Source organism: Solirubrobacter soli DSM 22325, from assembly GCF_000423665.1.
In the GTDB taxonomy this organism is placed as follows: Bacteria; Actinomycetota; Thermoleophilia; order Solirubrobacterales; family Solirubrobacteraceae; genus Solirubrobacter; species Solirubrobacter soli.
The window spans coordinates 52961-71462 of the sequence record NZ_AUIK01000024.1; the positions used below are offsets into that span (position 1 = coordinate 52961).

18 protein-coding genes and 1 tRNA gene are annotated in these 18502 nt (G+C 72.7%); 6 read left to right on the forward strand and 13 right to left on the reverse strand.

Features of this window, described 5'->3' with window-relative positions; translation table 11 throughout:
- Nucleotides 1–36: 36 nt before the first annotated feature.
- Together G569_RS0119125 and G569_RS49790 are read right to left on the reverse strand one after the other, a co-directional pair.
- Entirely contained in the window at nucleotides 37–810 is a 774-nt protein-coding gene (locus G569_RS0119125) for an ABC transporter permease (protein WP_028064600.1), read from the reverse strand.
- A complete protein-coding gene (locus G569_RS49790; protein ID WP_037497642.1) occupies nucleotides 807–1757 on the reverse strand; it encodes a daunorubicin resistance protein DrrA family ABC transporter ATP-binding protein in 951 nt (316 codons plus the stop codon). Before G569_RS49790 ends, G569_RS0119125 begins: the two co-directional genes overlap by 4 nt.
- Before the next feature lie 38 nt (nucleotides 1758–1795).
- Between G569_RS49790 and G569_RS49795 the strand changes: the two genes are divergently transcribed.
- Nucleotides 1796–2503 (forward strand): TetR/AcrR family transcriptional regulator, encoded by a 708-nt coding sequence (locus tag G569_RS49795; protein ID WP_037497644.1) that lies wholly within the window; start codon nucleotides 1796–1798, stop codon nucleotides 2501–2503.
- Here the strand turns inward: G569_RS49795 and G569_RS0119140 are convergent.
- Genes G569_RS0119140 through G569_RS61260 form a run of 5 tightly spaced genes read right to left on the reverse strand, consistent with a single transcriptional unit; the run spans nucleotide 2471 to nucleotide 6369 of the window.
- Nucleotides 2471–3196: an anti-sigma factor gene (locus G569_RS0119140; protein ID WP_028064601.1), complete on the reverse strand. Its 726-nt coding sequence runs from the start codon at nucleotides 3194–3196 to the stop codon at nucleotides 2471–2473. The genes G569_RS49795 and G569_RS0119140 overlap by 33 nt on opposite strands.
- The gene (locus G569_RS0119145; protein WP_028064602.1) at nucleotides 3193–3759 is read right to left on the reverse strand and encodes an RNA polymerase sigma factor; all 567 of its coding nucleotides are present in this window, start codon (nucleotides 3757–3759) and stop codon (nucleotides 3193–3195) included. Before G569_RS0119145 ends, G569_RS0119140 begins: the two co-directional genes overlap by 4 nt.
- A gap of 33 nt (nucleotides 3760–3792) precedes the next feature.
- Nucleotides 3793–4170 carry a hypothetical protein gene (locus G569_RS0119150; protein WP_028064603.1) on the reverse strand — a complete coding sequence of 126 codons (378 nt, stop codon included), beginning with the start codon at nucleotides 4168–4170 and terminating at the stop codon, nucleotides 3793–3795.
- Nucleotides 4163–4696, reverse strand: coding sequence for an RNA polymerase sigma factor (locus G569_RS0119155; RefSeq protein ID WP_028064604.1), 534 nt, complete (start codon nucleotides 4694–4696; stop codon nucleotides 4163–4165). Before G569_RS0119155 ends, G569_RS0119150 begins: the two co-directional genes overlap by 8 nt.
- Nucleotides 4697–4707: 11 nt before the next feature.
- Nucleotides 4708–6369 carry an NAD(P)H-dependent glycerol-3-phosphate dehydrogenase gene (locus tag G569_RS61260; protein WP_157592137.1) on the reverse strand — a complete coding sequence of 554 codons (1662 nt, stop codon included), beginning with the start codon at nucleotides 6367–6369 and terminating at the stop codon, nucleotides 4708–4710.
- A 66-nt stretch (nucleotides 6370–6435) separates the two neighbouring features.
- On the opposite strand from G569_RS61260, the gene G569_RS62720 reads away from it, so the two are divergent.
- The 4 genes from G569_RS62720 to G569_RS0119180 all read left to right on the forward strand — a co-directional run bounded on the left by G569_RS62720 (nucleotide 6436) and on the right by G569_RS0119180 (nucleotide 10285).
- A complete protein-coding gene (locus G569_RS62720; RefSeq protein WP_053226667.1) occupies nucleotides 6436–6966 on the forward strand; it encodes a hypothetical protein in 531 nt (176 codons plus the stop codon).
- Nucleotides 6967–7093: 127 nt separating this feature from the next.
- Nucleotides 7094–8002 (forward strand): GDP-mannose 4,6-dehydratase, encoded by a 909-nt coding sequence (locus tag G569_RS0119170; protein WP_028064605.1) that lies wholly within the window; start codon nucleotides 7094–7096, stop codon nucleotides 8000–8002.
- An 88-nt stretch (nucleotides 8003–8090) separates the two neighbouring features.
- Nucleotides 8091–9572: a choice-of-anchor D domain-containing protein gene (locus tag G569_RS0119175; protein ID WP_028064606.1), complete on the forward strand. Its 1482-nt coding sequence runs from the start codon at nucleotides 8091–8093 to the stop codon at nucleotides 9570–9572.
- Nucleotides 9572–10285, forward strand: a complete 714-nt coding sequence (locus tag G569_RS0119180) for a L,D-transpeptidase (protein ID WP_037497646.1) — start codon at nucleotides 9572–9574, stop codon at nucleotides 10283–10285. The genes G569_RS0119175 and G569_RS0119180 overlap by 1 nt, the downstream gene beginning before the upstream one ends.
- A gap of 15 nt (nucleotides 10286–10300) precedes the next feature.
- On the opposite strand, the gene G569_RS63870 is transcribed toward G569_RS0119180, so the two are convergent.
- The gene (locus G569_RS63870) at nucleotides 10301–12580 is read right to left on the reverse strand and encodes a sensor domain-containing protein (RefSeq protein ID WP_028064608.1); all 2280 of its coding nucleotides are present in this window, start codon (nucleotides 12578–12580) and stop codon (nucleotides 10301–10303) included.
- Nucleotides 12581–12637: 57 nt separating this feature from the next.
- On the opposite strand from G569_RS63870, the gene G569_RS0119190 reads away from it, so the two are divergent.
- Nucleotides 12638–12711, forward strand: a tRNA-Thr gene (locus G569_RS0119190).
- A gap of 278 nt (nucleotides 12712–12989) precedes the next feature.
- Here the strand turns inward: G569_RS0119190 and G569_RS0119195 are convergent.
- The 5 genes from G569_RS0119195 to G569_RS0119215 form a co-directional block, all read right to left on the reverse strand.
- Nucleotides 12990–14534 (reverse strand): tyrosine-type recombinase/integrase, encoded by a 1545-nt coding sequence (locus tag G569_RS0119195; protein ID WP_028064609.1) that lies wholly within the window; start codon nucleotides 14532–14534, stop codon nucleotides 12990–12992.
- A 257-nt stretch (nucleotides 14535–14791) separates the two neighbouring features.
- The gene (locus G569_RS49810; RefSeq protein WP_037497651.1) at nucleotides 14792–15145 is read right to left on the reverse strand and encodes a hypothetical protein; all 354 of its coding nucleotides are present in this window, start codon (nucleotides 15143–15145) and stop codon (nucleotides 14792–14794) included.
- A gap of 132 nt (nucleotides 15146–15277) precedes the next feature.
- Nucleotides 15278–15964, reverse strand: coding sequence for a sigma-70 family RNA polymerase sigma factor (locus G569_RS58425; protein WP_084285226.1), 687 nt, complete (start codon nucleotides 15962–15964; stop codon nucleotides 15278–15280).
- Between the two features lie 67 nt (nucleotides 15965–16031).
- Nucleotides 16032–16790: a hypothetical protein gene (locus tag G569_RS0119210; protein WP_028064611.1), complete on the reverse strand. Its 759-nt coding sequence runs from the start codon at nucleotides 16788–16790 to the stop codon at nucleotides 16032–16034.
- A complete protein-coding gene (locus G569_RS0119215; RefSeq protein WP_169542192.1) occupies nucleotides 16790–18502 on the reverse strand; it encodes a GTPase domain-containing protein in 1713 nt (570 codons plus the stop codon). The genes G569_RS0119210 and G569_RS0119215 overlap by 1 nt, the downstream gene beginning before the upstream one ends.

Consider the following 18502-nt stretch of genomic DNA (forward strand, 5'->3'; position numbering starts at 1 on the left):
GAGCCGCGACGATAGCGACGGATTCTTTAGGAATGTTCAGAGCGAGCGCTGGTACACGCCGAACGCGCGGGTGGCGAGGAACGCCGCCAGCGCCGTCAGCGCGCCGAGCAGGCCGAGCCGGAGCCCGACGAGCCCCCAGTCGAAGGACTGCGAGGTCGCGTTGCGCGCCGCGGTGGCGGCCCAGTCGACCGGGTTGAACTTGGCGACGGTGCCGATCCATCCGGGCGCGAGGCTCAACTGCATCAGCGCACCCGAGAGGAACGTCAGCGGAAGCAGCAGTGCGCTGACCGCGCCGATCAGCGACTCGCGCTGGCCGGTCAGGATGCCGAGGGCGTTCGAGAACGACGCGAAGATCGCCGCCAGCAGCGCGGCCACGAGCAGCAGCACGAGCACGCCACCCACGCCGTTGGTGTAGTGCGCGCCGAGCAGCAGCGCCAGCAGGACGATCAGCAGCGTCTGCAGCACCACCGAGATCACCGACTGGGCGACGCTGCCGAGGTTGAACGCGCCGCGCCACGCGGGCGCGACCAGCATGCGATCCATGACGCCCGAGTTCATGTCCTCGATGAAGCCCATGCCGGTCCAGCCGGCGCTCGAGACCGCGAGCATCACGACCACGCCGGGCGTCAGGTAGTCGATGTAGGAGGTGCCGTCGAAACCCGGGATCTGGGTGACGGCCTTGAACAGCGCGCCGAACAGCAGCAGCCAGATCAGCGGCTGGATCAGCGTGATCATGATGAAGGCGGGCTGGCGCAGCAGCACGCGCAGGTAGCGCAGGGCGACCTGCCAGGTCTGGCGGAGTCCGGTCATGACACGTAAGCCCTTCCCGCGTGGCGGAGGTAGACGTCGTCGAGCGAGGGGCGCGCGAGGGTGACGCTCGCGGCCCGCACCCCGACGGCCTCGAGCGCGGCCAGCACGGCGGGGATCGCGGCCGCGCCGTTCGCCGCGCGGGCGCGGACGGTGTGCCCGTCGATCAGCACGTCGCCGAGGCCGTGGACGCGTTCGAGCGCGAGCTGCGCCGTCCCGCCGTCGTCACCGGCCAGCTCCACGTGCACGGCGTCGCCTTCCAGCTCGGCCTTGAGCTCGTCCGGCGTGCCGCGGGCGACGATCCGGCCCCGGTCGACGATCGCCAGCTGCGAGGCCAGCCGGTCGGCCTCCTCGAGGTAGTGGGTGGTGAGCAGGATCGTCATCCGTTCCTCGCGCGCGAGCCGCTCGATCTCGGCCCACATCAGCGCCCGCGCCTCGGGGTCCAGGCCCGTGGTGGGCTCGTCGAGGAAGAGCACCTGCGGGCGGTGGATCAGCCCGAGCGCGACGTCCAGCCGCCGCTGCATGCCGCCCGAGTAGTGCTTGACCTGGCGGTCGGCCGCGTCGGCGAGGTCGAAGCGCTCGAGCGCCTCGGCGGCACGCCGGCGCCCGTCCGCGATCCCGTAGAGCTCCGCCTGCAGGATCAGGTTCTCGCGCCCCGTGGCGTCCATGTCGCAGCCGTGCTTCTGGCCGACGACGCCGATCGCGCGGCGCACCTTCACGGGCTCGCGCAGGACGTCGAGGCCCGCCACGCGCGCGGTCCCGCCGTCGGGCCGGCTGAGCGTCGTGAGGATGCGGACGGTCGTGGATTTGCCGGCGCCGTTGGGCCCAAGGAGGCCGAACACCGTGCCGGTCTCGACGTGGATGTCCAGGCCGTCGAGCGCCTGTACCTCGCCGTATCGCTTGACGAGACCGGTGGCCTCGATCGCGTTCTCGAACACTGTTTGAGTCATCTCGAACAGTGTTCTACTCCGGTACACTGTTCGTGTCAATGCCCGACGTACCTGAACCTCCGTGGTGGCGGCGCCGATCGGCGCCCGCCCGCGACAAGAAGCCACTGACCCGCGAGCTGATCGTCGACGCGGCGCTGGCGCTGCTCGAGCGCGACGGCCTGCAGGGCCTCTCGATGCGCCGGCTGGCGCAGGAGCTGGGCTCCGGCGCGGCGTCCCTCTACTGGCACGTGGGCGACAAGGAGGAGCTCCTCGGCCTGCTGCTGGACCGGATCGTCGGCGAGGCCCGGCCGCCCGAGCCCGACCCGGAGAACTGGCAGGGCGCGGTCAAGGAGCTCGCCCGCGCGACCCGCAGGCACCTGTCCGAGCGCCGCGACGCCGCCCAGCTCTCGCTCGGCCGCGTCCCCACCGGGCCGAACTCGCTCCCGGTGCTCGAGCGCAACCTGGCGGTGCTGGCCGCGTCGGGCCTACCGCCGCACGTGATCGCCTACGCGGCGGACATGTTCGCCCTCTACGTGGGCGCCTTCGCCTACGAGGAGAGCCTCTCCCACGAGGGCCAGGCGACGCCGGAGCAGATCGGCGAGTACTTCCGTTCGCTGCCGCCGGACCAGTTCCCCACGCTCAACCGGCTCGCCGACGAGCTCGTCGCGGGCGACGTCGACGCGCGCTTCGAGTTCGCGATCGAACTGCTCGTCCGCGGACTCGAAGCGATGGGTTCAGGTGAGGGAGGCGGTGAGGACCGGAGCTGAGGTCGGAGCGGGCGAACCGCCCACGGGCTCGGTGTTGACCAGGACGGCCTTCACGTTGGACATGTCGCCGGGCATGCTGGCGGTCGCCGAGCCGTCGCGGCCCGGCGTGAAGAACGCCGACGTCGGCTCCACCGCGCCGTCCTTGCGCTGGATCCAGACCATGTAGGTCTTGCCCGCGGCGGCCGGCGGGAGCCCGTTGGCGGTCAGCGTCGCGCCGTCGTCGCCCACCTCGAGCTGTGCGGAGGCCTGCTGGATCGTCGACTCGAACGGGACCGTGCGCAGGTCCGAGCCGCCCGACACCAGCACGCCGAACGCGATGCCGGCGACGAGCAGGGCGCACGCGAGCAGCCCCAGGGCGGGGCGTCCGAGCGCGATCGCGCCCCCGCCGAACCAGCGGCGGCGCTCCTTCTTCTTCGGCGCCGGCGCGGCGGCACGGTCCGGCTTGGCGGCGGACGCGAGCAGCGCCGCCTCGCGCTCGACCTCGGCCATGATCCGCGCCTTCAAGGCGGGCGGCGGCACCATCGGCGGCGGCGAGACCGGCAGCGCCTCGGCGGCCACGCGCAGCTCGCTCACCTCCGCCCGGCACTCCGGGCAGGTCGCGAGGTGCGACTCGTAGTCGCGCGTCTCGTCGTCCGAGAGGGCATTCAGGACGTAGCTTCCCGCCGCGTCTTCCCAGCGCTCGTGATCCGTCATCCGACCGCTCCCTGCGCGAGCACTTCACGCATCTTCTTCAAACCCAGGCGCATGCGCCCCTTCACTGTGCCGATCGGCGCCTCGAGCATCTCGGCTATCTCCACGTGCGTGAACCCGCCGAAGTAGGCGAGCTCGATGACCTTCAACTGATCGGACGGCAGGATGTCCATCGCGTTGCGCACGATGGCGGCCTCGTCGCGCCGGGCGACGTCCTCCTCGACGCGGTCGGGCGCCTCCAGCCGCTCGGCCGCCGTCTCGTCGTCGGAACGTCGCTTGGAATGGACGGACGCCCGCCGGAGCGCGTCGATCGCCCGGTGGTGCACGATCCCGAGGATCCAGGTGCGCACGGAGCCGCGGACGCGGTCGTAGTGGGCGCCGCTGCGCCAGAGGTTCAGGAACGCCTCCTGCGTCACGTCCTCGGCGAGCGATCGCGCGCCCACCATCCGGTAGGCGAGCGAGTAGGCGGCCCCGGAGTGGCGCTCGTAGATCGTCTCGAACGCGCGGGCATCACCCCTCGCCATCAGCGGGATGAGGTCTTCATCGGCGAGTGCGCGGACGTCCATTGCACGTCTCTTCGCATCCGCCGACGGTTCGGATCACCGATCCGGCGTCAATTCGCTGAAGACCTTCAGCGCCTCGCGCGCCGCGTCGCGCATCGTGCGCGCTGCGAGGTCGCGGACGCCCTTGGACTGGGCGCGCCGCTTGTGCCGGCGCCGCTGCGTCCGCAGCAGAACGAGGCCGACCGCGGCGCCGCTGCCGAGCACGACGGCCGTCGCCGGGCCGAGCGTTGCCCGCGGCCAGTTGCGCGGGTCCTTGATCGCCTCGATCTCCCACGACTCGAGCTCGTCGGCGGCCAGCTCGACGATGTTGTCGAGGGTCGTCTCCAGCCGCTGCTGCAGATGGATCGGCGGGTCGACCGGCTGCAGCGCCGCACGCAGGCGCCGCTCCAGGTCCTCGAAAGTGCTGTCAGCCATTTCCGTTCATGTCCGCTTGGACGATGTCCTCCAACTGGCGGATCGCACGGTGCAGCAACACCTTGGTCGCGCCGTCGGTGCGATCGAGGGCGCGGGCGATCTCGCGGTTGTCCATGCCGAGCGCGAAGCGCATGATCAGCGCCTCGCGGCGGTCGTCGGGCAGTTGCTGGACGCCGCGCAGGATGCGGGCGAGGTCGTCACGATCCTCCACCAGCCCTTCGGTCGTGTGCGGCGCGGAGAGCGCGCCCGCGTCGTCGATGTTCGTCTGCGGCCGTCGCGAGCGGTCGCGGTAGTAGTTGGCCGCGAGGTTGTGGGCGATGCGGATCAGCCATGGGCGCAGCGGGCGCCCCTTGGATTCCTCCTGGGCGCGCGCGAAGTGCCGGTACGCCTGCAGGAACGTCTGCTCGGTCAGGTCCTCCGCGTCGTGGTGATTGCCCACGCGGTAGTACGCGTACGAGTAGACGTCCTTCAGGTGCGCCTTGTAGAGCTCGCTGAAGTCGGCGTCGAGCTTGGCCTTGTCCGCCATGCAGCATGGAACTATGCCGCCTTTGCGGCCTTCCGTCCGGCCGGCTTGGGCGCGGTCAGGCTCGCGGTCCAGCGTTCCGGGTCGACCTTGCCCTCGATCACGCCGGCCAAACCCTTGAGCACGGGCGCGTCGACGCCCGCCTGCTGCAGCCGCGCGGCCAGCAGCGGGACGGCCGCCACGGCCTCGGCGGTCTGGCCGAGCGCGTCGGCGATCTGGTCGGCGGGCATCCCGGCGGCGAGCAGCTCGCCCGCGCGCCGGTTGCGGCTGCCCTCGGCGAGCACGGTGGCGACGAGGTCGCCCGTCCCGGCCAGGCCCGCGAACGTCTCGGGCTGGGAGCCGTAGCCGCGCGCGAACGCGTCGATCTCGGCGAAGACCTTGCCGGCGGCGGCGCCGGCCGCGTTGGCGCCGGCGGGCGACGCCGCGGCGGCCGCGAGCGCGGCGGCGTTCTTCGCGGCGCCCGCGAGCTCGACGCCGATCACGTCGGTCGTGTGGTCGACGCGCAGCTTGGCGGCCGAGAGGGCGTCGGCGACCTGGCGGGCGAAGGCGTCGTCGGTCGCCGCCAGGACGAGGCTCGCGCCGCCGGCGAGCGCCTCCGCGGCGTGGGCGGGGCCGCCGAGGACGCCGGACGCCCAGGCCTGGGTGCGCTCGGCGACGTACGCGGAGGGGAGCGTCCCGAGCGGCGGGACGAGGCCCTTGGAGAGCACGAGGACGCCGCTGCGGGGGGTGATGTTCGGGGCGTGCTCGGCGACGACCGCGGGCAGCTCGGCCGCGGGGACCGCGAACGCGACGAGGTCGTGGCGGCTGAGCTCGAGCTCTGACGCCTTGACGGGCGTGACGCGGGCCGGGAGGTCGATGCCGGGGAGGTAGTGCTCGTTGCGGCGCGAGGCGGTCATCAGGTCCGCCTGCGCGCGGGTGCGCGTGCCGAGGTCGACGTCGATGCCCGCGCGGGCGAGCGCGACGGCGATCGCGGTTCCCCAGCTCCCGCCGCCGATCACCGCGGCGCGGCGGAGCGGCGGCAGGCCGCCGAGCCACTCCCACTGGAGCATGACGTTGGGCCAGATGCGGTCGGTCACGGCCGCGGCGAGCGGCGCGGTGGCCTGCTCGACCTTCGGGAAGTGCAGCGGCGCGCCGATCCGCACGCGGATCTTGTGCGGGCGGATCAGGATGCCCTTGCGGATCGCCTCGGTGCCGATCATCGCCACCGGGACGACAGTCGCGCCGGTCTCGAGCGCGAGCCGGCCGACGCCGCGCTTGGGCTTGCCCAGCGCGCCCGGACGCGTGCGCGTGCCCTCGGGGAAGATCAGCACCGGGTCGCCGCGCTTGAGGATCGCCTTGGCCGTCTCGATCATGTCCGCGTCGGCCGCGCCGCGGCGCACGGGGAACGCGCCGAGCGAGCTCAGGAACCAGCCGAGCGGCTTGAACTTGAACAGCTCCTCCTTGGCCACGTAGTAGACCGGACGCCGGTTGCAGAGGCCGAGGATGAAGGGGTCGATGAAGCTGCGGTGGTTGGAGACGAAGATCACCGGCCCGTCGCTGGGGACGTGCTCGCGCCCGATCCGGCTGAGGCGCCAGTAGAGGTGCGCGAATGGCTGGAGCCAGGCGCGCATCAGCCAGTAGACGATCGGGTTGACGCCCTTCGTCCGGGCACGGGCATGCAGAGATCTGTGATCCATGGGTTCTGGTGACTCCTCCTCGCGGATTGGGTACACCGCGCCCTCACGGCGCGTTACAGTCGGCTCATGGCGCTCGACCGCACCCGAACTCTCCGAGGCGCTCTCGCGGGCGCCGCCGCCGCAGCCGTCTGGGCCGCGCAGCAGCCGCTCGACCAGCGCGTCTTCGGGGTCGATTACGACGACGTCGAGCTGCTCGGCCGCTTCGTCACCGACGGCCGTGCCGCGTATCCGATCGGGCTCGCGATGCACGTCTTGAACGGCGCCGTGTTCGGCGCGGTGTACGCCAACGCCGGCCGTGCGCTGCCGGTCCCGGGCGTTCTGCGTGGACCGCTCGCCGGGTTGGCCGAGCACCTGGCGACGTGGCCGGGGACCGCTGCCTTGTCGCGCGTCCACCCCGCCGCCGACGACCTCCCGGAGCTCTGGGGCTCGGGCGCCGCCTTCGCGCAGGCGACCTGGCGCCACCTGCTGTTCGGCACCGTGCTCGGCGAGCTCGAGCGCCGCCTGAACCCCCCGGAGACCGAACCCCGCCCGATCGATCCCGCGGCCGCCGCCTCCAACGGCCACGGGTCGGCCGAGTACGTCGTGTCGCTGAACTGACGTTGCCGGCCGTCCCGACCCCGGCGGCGCACGCCGCCGCGCCGCCCCACGGCCTCGCCGCGCCGCCTCACGGCCTCGCCGCGCCGCCTCACGGCCTCGCCGCGCCGCCCCACGGCCTCGCCGCGCCATGAGCCGCCGCGTCCTCATCACCGGCGCCACGGGCTTCGCCGGGCGCCATCTCGTCGCGGCCTGCGAGGCGGGCGGCGACGAGGTCATCTCGGCCCCGCCCTCCGTTGCGCTCGACCTGCGCGATCCTGCCGCCACGGCGCGGCTCGTCGCCGACGCGCGGCCGGACGTCGTCTATCACCTCGCCGCGCGCGCCCACGTGGGGCAGTCGTGGCAGGACCCGATCGGGACGCTGTCCGACAACGTCGCGATGACCGCCGCCGTGCTCGAGGCGGTCAAGCGCGCGGCACCGGACGCGGTCGTGATCTCCGTCGGCTCGGGCGAGGAGTACGGGCCGCCGGAGACGGTGCCGACGACCGAGGCGCATCCGCTGCGGCCGCAGAACCCGTACGCGGTGTCCAAGGCCTCCTCGGGCCTGCTCGCCCGCTTCTACGCCGACGCCCACGGCCTGCGCGTCATCCACGCCCGTGCCTTCAACCACGCGGGGCCGGGGCAGGAGCCGATCTACGCGATCGCGAACTTCGCGCGCCAGTTCGCCGAGAACGCGGGCGACGACCCGATCACGATCGTCACCGGGTCCCCCGACACCCGCCGCGACTTCACCGACGTCCGCGACGTCGTCCGCGCGTATCGGCTCCTGGCGGAGCGGGGCGTGGCGGGCGCGGTCCTCAACGTCTGTTCCGGCGTGACCCGCTCGGCGCGCGAGCTGCTCGTCGCGCTCGGCGAAGTGGCGGGCGTGGCCGTCGACCACCAGGTCGACCCCGCGAAGGTCCGCGCGCACGAGGTCTTCGAGATCCGCGGCGCCAATGACGCGATCGAGGCGGCGACCGGCTGGCGCCCGGAGATCCCGCTCGAGACGACGCTGCGCGACACGCTCGCGTGGTGGCGCGGGCGTCAGACGGGGGACTGAGCGCTTCAGTCCTCGCGAGGGCCGGTCGATGGCCATGGGTAATGAGGCGGCACGGTCGCCGCCCGTCCTTCGATCCGAGGCCCGACACATGAAGAGCAGGACCTTGAAGCACGCCGCGCGGCTGACCGCGCTGGCCGCAGTCGCGTTCGCCGTTGTCGCGCCCGCCGCACAGGCGACCCCGCCGATCACGCCCGTCATCACGGTGACGCCGTCCGTCGCCCATCCGACCCCGGGCCAGTCGATCACCTTCACCATGACGCTCTCGCCGGCGCCGAACGTGGGTACGGTCGCGCTCTACGAGGGCATGGCCATTCCGGGCTGCGATTCTCTGCCGGTCGTCGACGGCGTCGCGACGTGTACGACCACGGGTCTCACCACGCCGGGCCTGCACTACATCAACGCGATGTACCTGGGCAGCGGCATGTACGGCTCCAACAGCCAGATGTACTTCATGCCCGTCAACGCCGTGACGACCACGACCGTCACCGCGTCGCCGAAGCTCGCCGACCCGGGCGAGACGATGCTCTACAAGTCCGTCACCACGCCGCGTCCGGTCCAGGGCGGCATCACCTCCTGCTCCGGTGGCTGCGAGGGCGACGCGCCGACCGAGACGGTCGACTTCGCCGTCGACGGCGCGCCCGTCGCGGACTGCCAGAAGCGCCCGGTCGATGGTGAGACCGGCATCGCGACCTGCAAGACCGCGGTGGCTCCCGCCGCCGGTGGGAAGCACGTCGTCACGGCCTCCTACAGCGCGTCCGACAACGCGTATCTGACGGCCTCGACCGGGACGGACGACTTCACGGTCAAGACGCCGGGCATCGCGCTCTCCGCGACCGCGCTCGACTTCGGCTCGGTCACGGTCGGCGCCGCCTCGACCCGCACCGTCACGGTGTCCAACCCGGGCACTCGCGCGCTGACCCTCGGCGAGATCACCGCGGGCGGCGCGTACTCCGTCACGGCGAGCACCTGCCATCCGACGGTCGACGCCGGCACCGGCTGCGAGCTGACCGTGTCGTTCAAGCCGACCGCCGCCGGCACGGCCGCCGCGTCGCTGACGGTCGCCTCCGACGCCGGCGCGCCCGTCGTCGCCCTGACCGGCACCGCCACCGCCGTCGCCCCGCCGACCGGCGCCACGCTGCCGCCGAACAGCAAGACGACGTTCACGGTCACCACCCCGAGCTCCGGCGGCACCCCGTCGGTCACCGTCCCGCTGCGCTGCCCGACCGGCGTCGCGTGCACGCTCGACGGTACGGTCGTCATCTCGACCTCCGACCTCGTCTCCAACAAGCAGGTCCGCGCCGCCGCGACCGACACCCAGACCGTCGCGCGCTTCTCCGGCGTCCGCGTCGCCCCGGGCAAGGTGCGCGAGATCAAGCTCAAGCTCTCGCCCGCGTTCATCAAGAAGGCGCAGAAGCGGGGCATCCGCCTGATCCACGCGACGCTGACCGTCAACACGACGTTCACCGACGGCTCCCACGCCACCCGTCAGGAGCAGGTCGTCATCCGCATCCCCAAGCCGGCCGTCAAGAAGAAGGCCGCCGCGAAGCAGGCTCCGCGCTTCACCGGCTGATGCTGGCGCGCACGATCAGTGCGCTCACCGTCCTGTGTGCCGTCGCCTTCCCGGCGGCGGCACACGCGGTTGAGCTCCCGTCCCGCCCGAAGCCGGGCGCCAAGTCCGCGTGGACCGCGCGGGTGCTGACGCCGGTGGACGCGACCCAGCGCCCCGGCGAGGGAGCCACGCTCCAGCGACTCGGCCGCCACGCGCCGTACTGGGGCGGCCCGAACGTCCTGCTCGTGCTGGACGCCAAGCGCGTCGGCGAGGTCGACTACGTCAAGGTCCTGCTCAAGCGCATGCCCGCCGGCCTGGGCGGGTGGGTGCCGGCCGACCACCTCAAGCTCTCGCGAACGACCCGCCGCGTCGTCGTCGACCTCTCCTCGCGGACGGTCACGATCCGCGACGGCGGGAAGCTGCTCGCCCGCGGCCGCGCGGTCATCGGCGCGCCCTCCACACCCACGCCCACGGGCCTGTTCGCCGTCGACGCCCCCGTCGACCAGCCCGCGTCGGCCAAGCTCGGCCGCCGCATCCTCGCGATCGCCGCCTACTCCCGAGCACTCGCCCGCTACCAGGGCGGCATCCCCCAGACCGCCTTCCACGCCTACGAGCAACTCGGCGCACCACTCGGCACCGCCGCCTCCCACGGCTGCGTCCGCGTCGCGCAGAAGACCCTCAACCGCCTCCTGCGCCTCGCCCCCCGCGGCACCCCGGTCCTCATCCGCCGCTAGATAAAGGTTGACCCTTTAGGTGAGGCGGTCGAGGGCCGCGCCGAACTGCTGCGAGAGTACGCGGGCGCGGTCGACCTCGCGGGCGGTGAACGCCTGCGGGAGGGTGCGGTAGACCTCGAGGACGGCGAGCTCGCGGCCGCCGTAGACGATCGGGACGATCAGGAGGGTCGCCATGCCGATCGCCTCGAGCTCGGCGAGCTCGTGCGGGTCGCCCGCGGCGTCGCCGGCCACGACCTGGCCCGGCACGCGGTGGTCGAGCACGAAGCGGGTCGCGGGGAAGTCGCTGAGCGGCCAGCGGGAGCCGGACGCGTTGGTGGCGTGGTCGGAGAGCAGCTCGAGCTCGTCGGCCTCGCGGTCGACGAGCATCAACGCCACGTCGTCGCCGCGCAGGATGCCCGCGGCGGCGCGCAGCGACAGGCCGATGTCGGTGAGCGAGGTCGCGTCGGCCAGCTCGTCGGCGAGCGACGCCATGCCGGAGGCGAACGCGCCCGCCACGCCGCGCGGGGCGATGGCGACCCGCAGGCCGGAGCGGATCTCGGCGGCGCCCGCGTCGGTCGCGTCGGCCAGCGGCGCCGGCCACGGCGGCCCCGGGCGGGCGAGGCCGTAGCCCTGGGCGTAGGTGACGTCGAGCGAGACGAGCGCGCGCACGTCGTCGAGATCCTCGACGCCTTCGGCGCAGACGGCCGCGCCGGTCGTGCCCGCGAACCCGATCAGCGCCTCCAGCAGCGCCTGGCGCGAGCCGTCCGCGTGGGCGCCGTGCACCAGCGCGCGGTCGAGCTTCAAAATGTCGGGCGCGATCCGGATGATCTGCTGCAGCCCCGCGTAGCCCGCGCCCGCGTCGTCCAGCGCGACCCGCGCACCGCGCGAGCGCAGCGAGGCGAGCTCGGCCTCGAGCTCCCCCTCGGCCCCGAACAGCTCGTGCTCGGTCAGCTCGACCACGATCCCGCTCAGGTCCTGCGGGAGCGCCGCCCGCACCGGCTCGCTCAGCAGCGCGCGCGGAGAGACGTTGACGGCGAGGAACGTTCCCTCGGGGCGGTCGGGGACGCTCAGCGCGCTGCGCAGCGCGAGCGCCTCGAGCTTCTCCCCCAGCCCGACCCGGTGCGCCTGCGCGAACCACTCGTCCGGGCCGCGCGGCGGCTCCGACTCGAAGCGCGTCAGCGCCTCGTAGCCCGCGGGCCGGCCGGTGGCGAGCTCGACGACCGGTTGGAAGACCGTCCGCAGCGCAGCCGTGCCCCGCTCGAGCAGTGCGGCGATCTCGTCGCGCTGCTGCGCCTCCGGCACCACCCGCCCCGGCACGTAGCGGACCGTCCGCCCGCGACCGGTGCGCTTGGCCCAGTACAGAGCGGCGTCGCCGTTGGAGAGCAGCTCGCCCGCGTCGGCGCCGTCGGCCGGCGAGGCCGCGACACCCGCCGAAGCCGCCAGCGGCCGCCCGCGCACGGTGAGCTCCGCGAGGGCCGCCCGCGCGCGTTCCGCGCAGTCCTCGGCGCTCTCGACGTCGACCCCCGGGAGGATCAGCACGAACTCCTCGCCCCCGAGCCGCCCGACCACGTCGGTGGCGCGCACGACGGAGCGCAGCCGCTCCGCGGTCGCCGCCAGCACCCGGTCGCCCTCGGCGTGCCCGTACGCGTCGTTGATGACCTTGAAGTGGTCGAGGTCGATGCACACGACCGCGACCTGCCCGCCGCCGGCCAGCTCCTGCCGCAGCCGCTCATGGCACGCGCGGTGGTTGAGCAGCCCGGTCAGCCCGTCGCGCTTGACCTGCTCGCGCAGCGTGTGCCGCTGGCGCGCCGAGTCGTACGCGAGCGCCGCCATCGTGGCGAACCGCTCGACGAGCTCCACCTCGGCGTCGGAGAACTCCTGCCCGAGTCCGTTTCGATACACGTTCAACGCACCGAGCACCTGGTCGCGCGCGAGCAGCGGCACGCACACGAACGCCTCCGGCTCGTCCGGCGTCCCCGCGACCACGTTCGACAACGGCTCCGTGCAGACGTTCGGGACGTTGCGCGTCCGCCGGTTCGCGACCGCCCACCCGGTGATCCCCGTCCCGAGCGGGATCGGATTCTCGAGCACCTCGTCGACCCAGTCCCCGACCGCGAACACCGGCCGCAGCAGCTGCGCCGCCTCGTCGATCTCGTACACCGTCAGGTCGTCGAAGTGCAGCAGCGCCCGCAGATGGTGCGCGATCCTCCCGAGCGTTCCGTCGAGCGAGTCGGCCGCGAGAATCCCCGCGGCCGCTTCCACCAGCGCTTCGAGCGCAGAACCGCGACCCGCCTCCGGGCTCACCTGGACCGACACAGTCAATAGATCGGTCGATCGGGTGTCGATCTTGACGCCTACACTGGCCGTCCCTTCGCCGGAGTAGCTCAGCTGGCCAGAGCAACCGCCTTGTAAGCGGTAGGTCACGGGTTCGAATCCCGTCTCCGGCTTCACGCAATGTGGCTCTACAGCGAGGACCTCGCGGCTTCCTCGCCCGCGAGCTGGTGGCAGCCAGAGAATTTTCCGGCCCGGGTGACAATTGGGTGACACTACGACCTGGCGACATGGCGCGGGTGCCACAGCCGTTGCCGTGGTCCGACCACCCAGATCGACCCGAGCGGGATAACTCGCAGTCCTTGCGCGGGTTCTCCGCCACCCTTGGGTCGCGGCCCACTTGCCCGCAGGTCGCGCGCTCGAGCGAGCTAGGCGGGTCGCCGGCGTGCGCAGCTCACCGCTCGCCGTCCGCGAGGTCCTGGAGGGCGTCGTCGACCGCGTCGGCCTGCTCCGTCGCCCGCCGCCGGCGGCGAGTCCGGCCGTTGAGCAGTTCCCCGATGTCGTCGAGGTCCCCGCCGAGCACCTGCTCGAGGGTCTCGACGGCGTCGCCGCTCATGTCGAGGACCTGCTGGTAGACGCTGAGCGTGAGCTTCGCGTCGGTGTGGCCGAGCAGATACATCGCGCGACGGGGGGCGACGCCGCACTCGGCCAGGATCGACGCGAACGTGCGCCGAAGCGTGTGCGGCGTGACGCTGGGCATCGGCGTCTGCCGGCGCGCGCGAAGCAGCTCCGTGGCGAGCGCGACCGTGGGCGCGAGGACGTGATGGGCGACGTTGCCCGGCGTCTGCGGCGTGCCGTTGCGTGTGGAAAACGCGGCGGAGCTCAGTCCGGAAGACTCGGTTCTCGCGCCCGCGCTCGCGCGCGAGTCGAGGAGAATCTCGCGCAGGGCAGGGACCATCGGGATGATCCGCTCACCGGCGAACGTCTTCGTCTGCGGGCCGGTCTCGTCCATGTCGCGCGGCGGGATCAGGATCCGGCCGCCGGCAAGATCGAGCCGGTCGCCCGGCAGCCCGCACAGCTCAGAGATGCGCGGGCCGGCGAGCACGAGCGCGCCGACGATCGCGCGCCGCTGGCGACGGTTCCCGGTGCGCGCGTCGTTCCACACCAGTCCGCGGCGGACCTTGCCGATTAGGACGTCGGAGACGCCGAGGTCGCGTGCGAGCCTGACGGCGCTCTTGTCCGACTGGCGGATGTAGGCGACCTTGTCCCAGTCGAGCACACCGCCACGGCCGTCGAGCTGGCGTGCCGCTTCGAGCATCGCGGCGATGTGATGCGGCTCGAGGAACGACCTCGCGGCGGGCGGGGCCTTCAAGTAGACGTCGCGCTCGGCGGCGGGGTTGCGCAGCACGTGCTTCGGATAGCGCCGACGGGCGTCCTTGAGCACCATGCGGACGGCGGCGATCGCCTTGTTGATCGATCCGTTCGACAGCGGCCGCCGGCGGCGCTCGTAGGTCCGCCCGTCCGGAAGCTTGACCGTCTGCATCAGCGGATGGCCGGCGGCCGCGGCGACGCGTATCGCTTCGCGCTCGGCGAGCATCGCCTGCACGAAGTCCTCGATCACGACCTCGTCGATCCGGTCGACACGGTGCGCACCGAAGTGGTCCATGCCGGTCGTCAGTCGCCACAGCAGGTCGCTGTGGGTCTTGATCCCGACGCGGCGGCGCTTGCGCTCCAGCCACTCGGACGCGAACACCTGGAAGCTCGGCGGCTCGCCGGGCGTGGCGGCGACCGGCTCGTTGTCGGGCGGCGTCCACTCGCCGCGGGCGATCATGCGCGCAATGTGCTCGCGCTCGGCCTGGACACGTTCCTCGGTCCAGCCCTCCCAGGACCCGCCGAGCGGGACGAACACGCGCTCGCCCCCGAAGGTCACGCGTAGCGCAAAGCTCGTGCCGCGGGTCGTGCTCTTGCGGATGACGGTGCCGACCGTGGGCCTGGCCACGACGGCCAGCCTACCCCCGGGCTCGAGCGCCGTCACCGAGCACCCTGCTCGTTGCGAGCGACCGGCGAGCCGCAGACGAACTCGGGCTGTCGGCCCGGCCCCAGCGGGGGCTCACGGAACCGGCGCCTCCCCGTCTCGCCCGATCTCGAACGAGTCGGGCGGCGACATTGAGGGCGACCCCAGCGCCCCCCCGAAGATCACCACAACGTTGAACAGGACGCGCGGGCGCCACAGTGTCGAGCGCCCGCGGCCGTTCGTCACCGACTTGACCTCCCCTGGATGAGTGGCACACCCACTGCGCCAGCAGGTCTGCGGGGGCGTCCGCGCCGAGGGCGCGGCAGCTCGCCCAGGGCAGGTTGCTTGCCTGGCCCCACTGCCGCGAGAGTCGCGCGGACGCGTTCAATGTCAAAGCGCAGCCGTGCCTTCGGCCCGTCGCCAAGCCGTACGGCGCCGAGCCGCCGCGCGTGCGCGTAGACCCAATCGCGATCGACGCCGAGGATCCGGGCGAGCTCGGCCGCGTCGACGAGCGGCTCGGTCGCGCTCGTCGACGCCCGCAGCAGCTCGGCCACGCGCCGCGCGACAGCTTCGATGTCATCCGGGTCGAGCGTCATCGGCGGTCGGGAGCCACAGCGCGGCAGCGGTGCGCGAAGCCGGTCGGATCACACGGCCTCACGCACACCATTGCGAGACGAGTTCGCCGCGCCTGCTGACCCGCGGACGAGCGCGAATGCGTTCTCCGCCAGTCAGACGGCGGTCGGTTCGCGGAGCTTGTAACGCGCGCGTTGGAGCGCGTTGTTGACCGCTCGGACGCGGATGTGCAGCGTGGCGGCGATCTCGGTGTGCGGACGGTCGTTGTTGGCGAGCATGAGCGCGCGTCGCTCGAGCGGCGAGAGCGTGCGCGTGCGGGCGATCAGCGCCCGTAGCTGCTCGCGGGCGAGGGTCTTGGCGACGGGGTCGCGATCGCCGCCATTGGCGCACGCGGGGCCGGTGGTGCGAACGCGCCGGCGGCGCTCGGCGGTGGCTTGGAAGTCAGGGGGCGTTTCGCCCGCCGTGTAGCCGTCCTTGGCGCTGCCGTCGGCGACGCCGAGCGGGGTGGCCGTGGTAAGCACGTGGTGCTTGGTGGCGCGGGCGGCGTGGACGGCATTGCGGGCCTCGCGGGTAGAGCACAGCCATGCGAAGTTGCTAAACGGGACTCCGCGGTCGGGGTCCCACCGGCGCATCGCGTCGACCAGGCCCATGCGCGCCTCCTGGGCGAGGTCGTCGGGCTCGCCGCCCGGCAGGTAGAGCCGCCGGGCGATGAGGCGCATCATCGGTTCGTACTGGGCGAGGACGCGGCCCTGCGCGGTGGCGTCGCCGCCGCGCGCGGCCAGGATCATGCGCCGCTCGGAGTCGGTGGTGGGGGGAGGAAGCCTGCGGGCCGTCTGTGACATGGACCCGACCGTACGCGCGGTTTTTGACGATTCGGCGAGTCACCGGTCGCGCGCCCGTGAGGGTGCGCTAAGCGTCGGCTTGGGTCAGGAGGTAGGTCATGAGCGCCGGGTCGTGCCGGTGTAGCCAGGTTGGGGCGCCGTACTCGATCGAGGCGCGCAGGTGCTCGACGTGCGGCTCCCACAATGCTTCGGCGAAGCGGTCGACGGCGTTCAACGGCACCCCGAGCTGCAGTGAGCGCGGTACGGCGGACATCGGCCCGGGCCGGTCGGTGACGATGCCGCCCACGGCCTGGACTGCTTCGACCACGGAGCGGCCGCGTGCCTTGTCGATCGAGACGCAGAGCAGGCCGTTCCAGGGCGTCACGCCGGAGTAGATCCCGCCGACGACTCGGAACCGCCGATCGCTCGGGAGGTCGGTGACCGCGAGGCGGGTGCCGTCGAGCGACTGGATCTGGCGAATCGAGCGGGCGAAGAACCGCAGCGCCGGCACTCGGCCCGGACCGCGCAGCACCGGCTCGACGATCTCGGCGGGCGGGCGGCGGACGAAGTCGGCGCTCTGGCGCTTGGCCACCGTCGCCTCGAGCTCGCGGACCTTTCCGGCAGCGATCGCGTTGTCGCGGTTGGCGACAATGGCGTCGCGGTAGGCGGCCAGCGCATCCTCCGGCAGCCCGCGGCGGACGAACAGCAATGCGCGGCGGTTTGCGGCCGCGGCGTCTGTCGGCCGCAGCGCGAGTATCCGCTCATGCACGTTGAGAGCGGCGTCTGAGACGTCCTGCGCCGCGTGCAGTTCCTGCGCGCGGCCCTCGAGCTCGGCCCAGTCGGCCATTATCCGCCGCCCGTCAGCGCGGGGCAGTCGGCGAGCAGCGCGGCGAAGGAGTCGAGGCGCTCGCGCTGCCGGCGGGCGTCTTCGGCGAGGGCCTCGACCGCGGACGCATCGGCGGGGATGGCGAGGGCGCTGCGCAGTGCGTCCAGCGCGACGGTCGCTCGGGAGCGGAACCCGTGCTCGCCTTCCACCACCTCCGTGGCGATCGCCTCGGCTGCCCGCTCGAGCCGGTCGCGGGCGGCCTCGCGCTGGTCGCGGAGCTTCTGCTCGAGAGCGCCCTGCGCGCGCTCGGCGTCAAGCGTGGTGGCGATCGCGAGCACGCCGTCGACGACCTGCAGGGCGGCCTGGAGCTTGACCGCGCCGGTGCCGGTGGTCTTCGCTCCCGTATCGGCGCTCTGCCGCTTGGGATGCTTGATCTTGCGCGCCGCCTCGAGGGCGTCGTCGAACGACTCGCCGAGGCGCAACGCGAACGTGCCCTTGGCGACACCGTGGAGTTGATCGCGAACGTCGTTGAGGATGCCGATCACGCGACTGTTCGCCGTGGTCGCGTCCGCGTCCGCGACCGGCACCTGCAACGAACGCAGGAAGGCCTCGGTGCGCTCAGCGGATGGCCGTCCGAGACGGCCGTCGACCTCCACCGATGCTTCGCCCAGCAAGATCTCGAGCTCAGCCGTCCGGCGTTCGTCCCAGCGACCGATCGCTGCCATGAGGCGGCCCTCCACCGCCCCGGCCGCGCCCGGGTCGGAGGGGCTGACCTCCTCGGCCGCGTCCGTGCCGACGGAGATGAGGTCCGAAGCCAGCGCGACGCGTGCGGCGCCTACGACGCCGTCCACCCGGTCACGCATCTGCGCGAACGTCATGGCGCGGGCGGACAACTCGGCCGCGGCCGCCTCGACCTGCTCGGCGAGCGCGGACGCCTCGGCGTGCACCATCCCGCCGACGCGGCTCAGATAACGCAACTCGGCGGCCGTCCGCAGCTCGCTCGACCGCGCCGCGAGCTCCGCCAAGGCGGAGCGCAGCGCGTCGATGCCGTCCCACTCACGGAAGGCCTCGAAGTCGGCACGGACCGGCTGGGCGGTGCGCGCCTGCTCCTCGTAGGGGTCAGCCGAGACGACCAGAACCTCCAACCCCGCGCCGCCGTCGCCGAGCTGCGCGACCAGCTCGGTGCGCTTGCGGTCGGCGAGCTCGCGCATGCCCTCCGGGTCGTCGTCGGGGTCGATCCCGAGGGAGTCGGCCTGCGCGATCACTGCGATCGCGGCCTGTGGGACCGCTCCCCCCGGGCGACCGAAGAAGTGCTCGCCGGAGAGGACCTCGGTGACCCAACCCCTGTGCTCGGTGAGCAGCTGCGGCGGAACGACGAGCAGGAACGCGTCGGAGATCGCCAGCGCATCCTCGGCGGCCGCATCGTGACGTTCGACCGTGGACCCGAAGCCCGGCGCGTCGGTGTAGGTGAGCGCGGGCCCCTCGACCTCGTTGAGCTCGAACGTCTCACGCCGGGCGCTGACCGTCAGCCAATCCGGGATCGCGACGTCGTCCTCGGCCAGCAGCCGCCGGATCAGCGAGCTCTTGCCGGCATCGTAGGGCCCGAGCACCGTGATCTCCGGCTTATCGCGCGCCGCGTGCTCGGCCCAGCGCTCCGCCACCTCGTCGCGCGCAGGCGCTCCGGCGACCTCGGCGATGCCCTCGAGCACGCGTGCGGGCCAATCTCCGTTCAT

Bases quoted from the DNA above. Each gene is read 5' to 3' on its own strand.
- G569_RS62720 (WP_053226667.1), top strand. From the start codon at position 6,436: ATGGCGCTCGACCGCACCCGAACTCTCCGAGGCGCTCTCGCGGGCGCC.
- G569_RS49810 (WP_037497651.1), bottom strand. From the start codon at position 15,145: ATGACGCTCGACCCGGATGACATCGAAGCTGTCGCGCGGCGCGTGGCC.
- G569_RS0119170 (WP_028064605.1), top strand. From the start codon at position 7,094: ATGAGCCGCCGCGTCCTCATCACCGGCGCCACGGGCTTCGCCGGGCGC.
- G569_RS0119125 (WP_028064600.1), bottom strand. From the start codon at position 810: ATGACCGGACTCCGCCAGACCTGGCAGGTCGCCCTGCGCTACCTGCGC.
- G569_RS49795 (WP_037497644.1), top strand. From the start codon at position 1,796: ATGCCCGACGTACCTGAACCTCCGTGGTGGCGGCGCCGATCGGCGCCC.
- G569_RS0119140 (WP_028064601.1), bottom strand. From the start codon at position 3,196: ATGACGGATCACGAGCGCTGGGAAGACGCGGCGGGAAGCTACGTCCTG.
- G569_RS0119215 (WP_169542192.1), bottom strand. From the start codon at position 18,502: ATGAACGGAGATTGGCCCGCACGCGTGCTCGAGGGCATCGCCGAGGTC.
- G569_RS58425 (WP_084285226.1), bottom strand. From the start codon at position 15,964: ATGTCACAGACGGCCCGCAGGCTTCCTCCCCCCACCACCGACTCCGAG.
- G569_RS0119145 (WP_028064602.1), bottom strand. From the start codon at position 3,759: ATGGACGTCCGCGCACTCGCCGATGAAGACCTCATCCCGCTGATGGCG.
- G569_RS0119175 (WP_028064606.1), top strand. From the start codon at position 8,091: ATGAAGAGCAGGACCTTGAAGCACGCCGCGCGGCTGACCGCGCTGGCC.
- G569_RS61260 (WP_157592137.1), bottom strand. From the start codon at position 6,369: ATGGATCACAGATCTCTGCATGCCCGTGCCCGGACGAAGGGCGTCAAC.
- G569_RS0119150 (WP_028064603.1), bottom strand. From the start codon at position 4,170: ATGGCTGACAGCACTTTCGAGGACCTGGAGCGGCGCCTGCGTGCGGCG.
- G569_RS0119155 (WP_028064604.1), bottom strand. From the start codon at position 4,696: ATGGCGGACAAGGCCAAGCTCGACGCCGACTTCAGCGAGCTCTACAAG.
- G569_RS0119210 (WP_028064611.1), bottom strand. From the start codon at position 16,790: ATGGCCGACTGGGCCGAGCTCGAGGGCCGCGCGCAGGAACTGCACGCG.
- G569_RS0119180 (WP_037497646.1), top strand. From the start codon at position 9,572: ATGCTGGCGCGCACGATCAGTGCGCTCACCGTCCTGTGTGCCGTCGCC.
- G569_RS49790 (WP_037497642.1), bottom strand. From the start codon at position 1,757: ATGACTCAAACAGTGTTCGAGAACGCGATCGAGGCCACCGGTCTCGTC.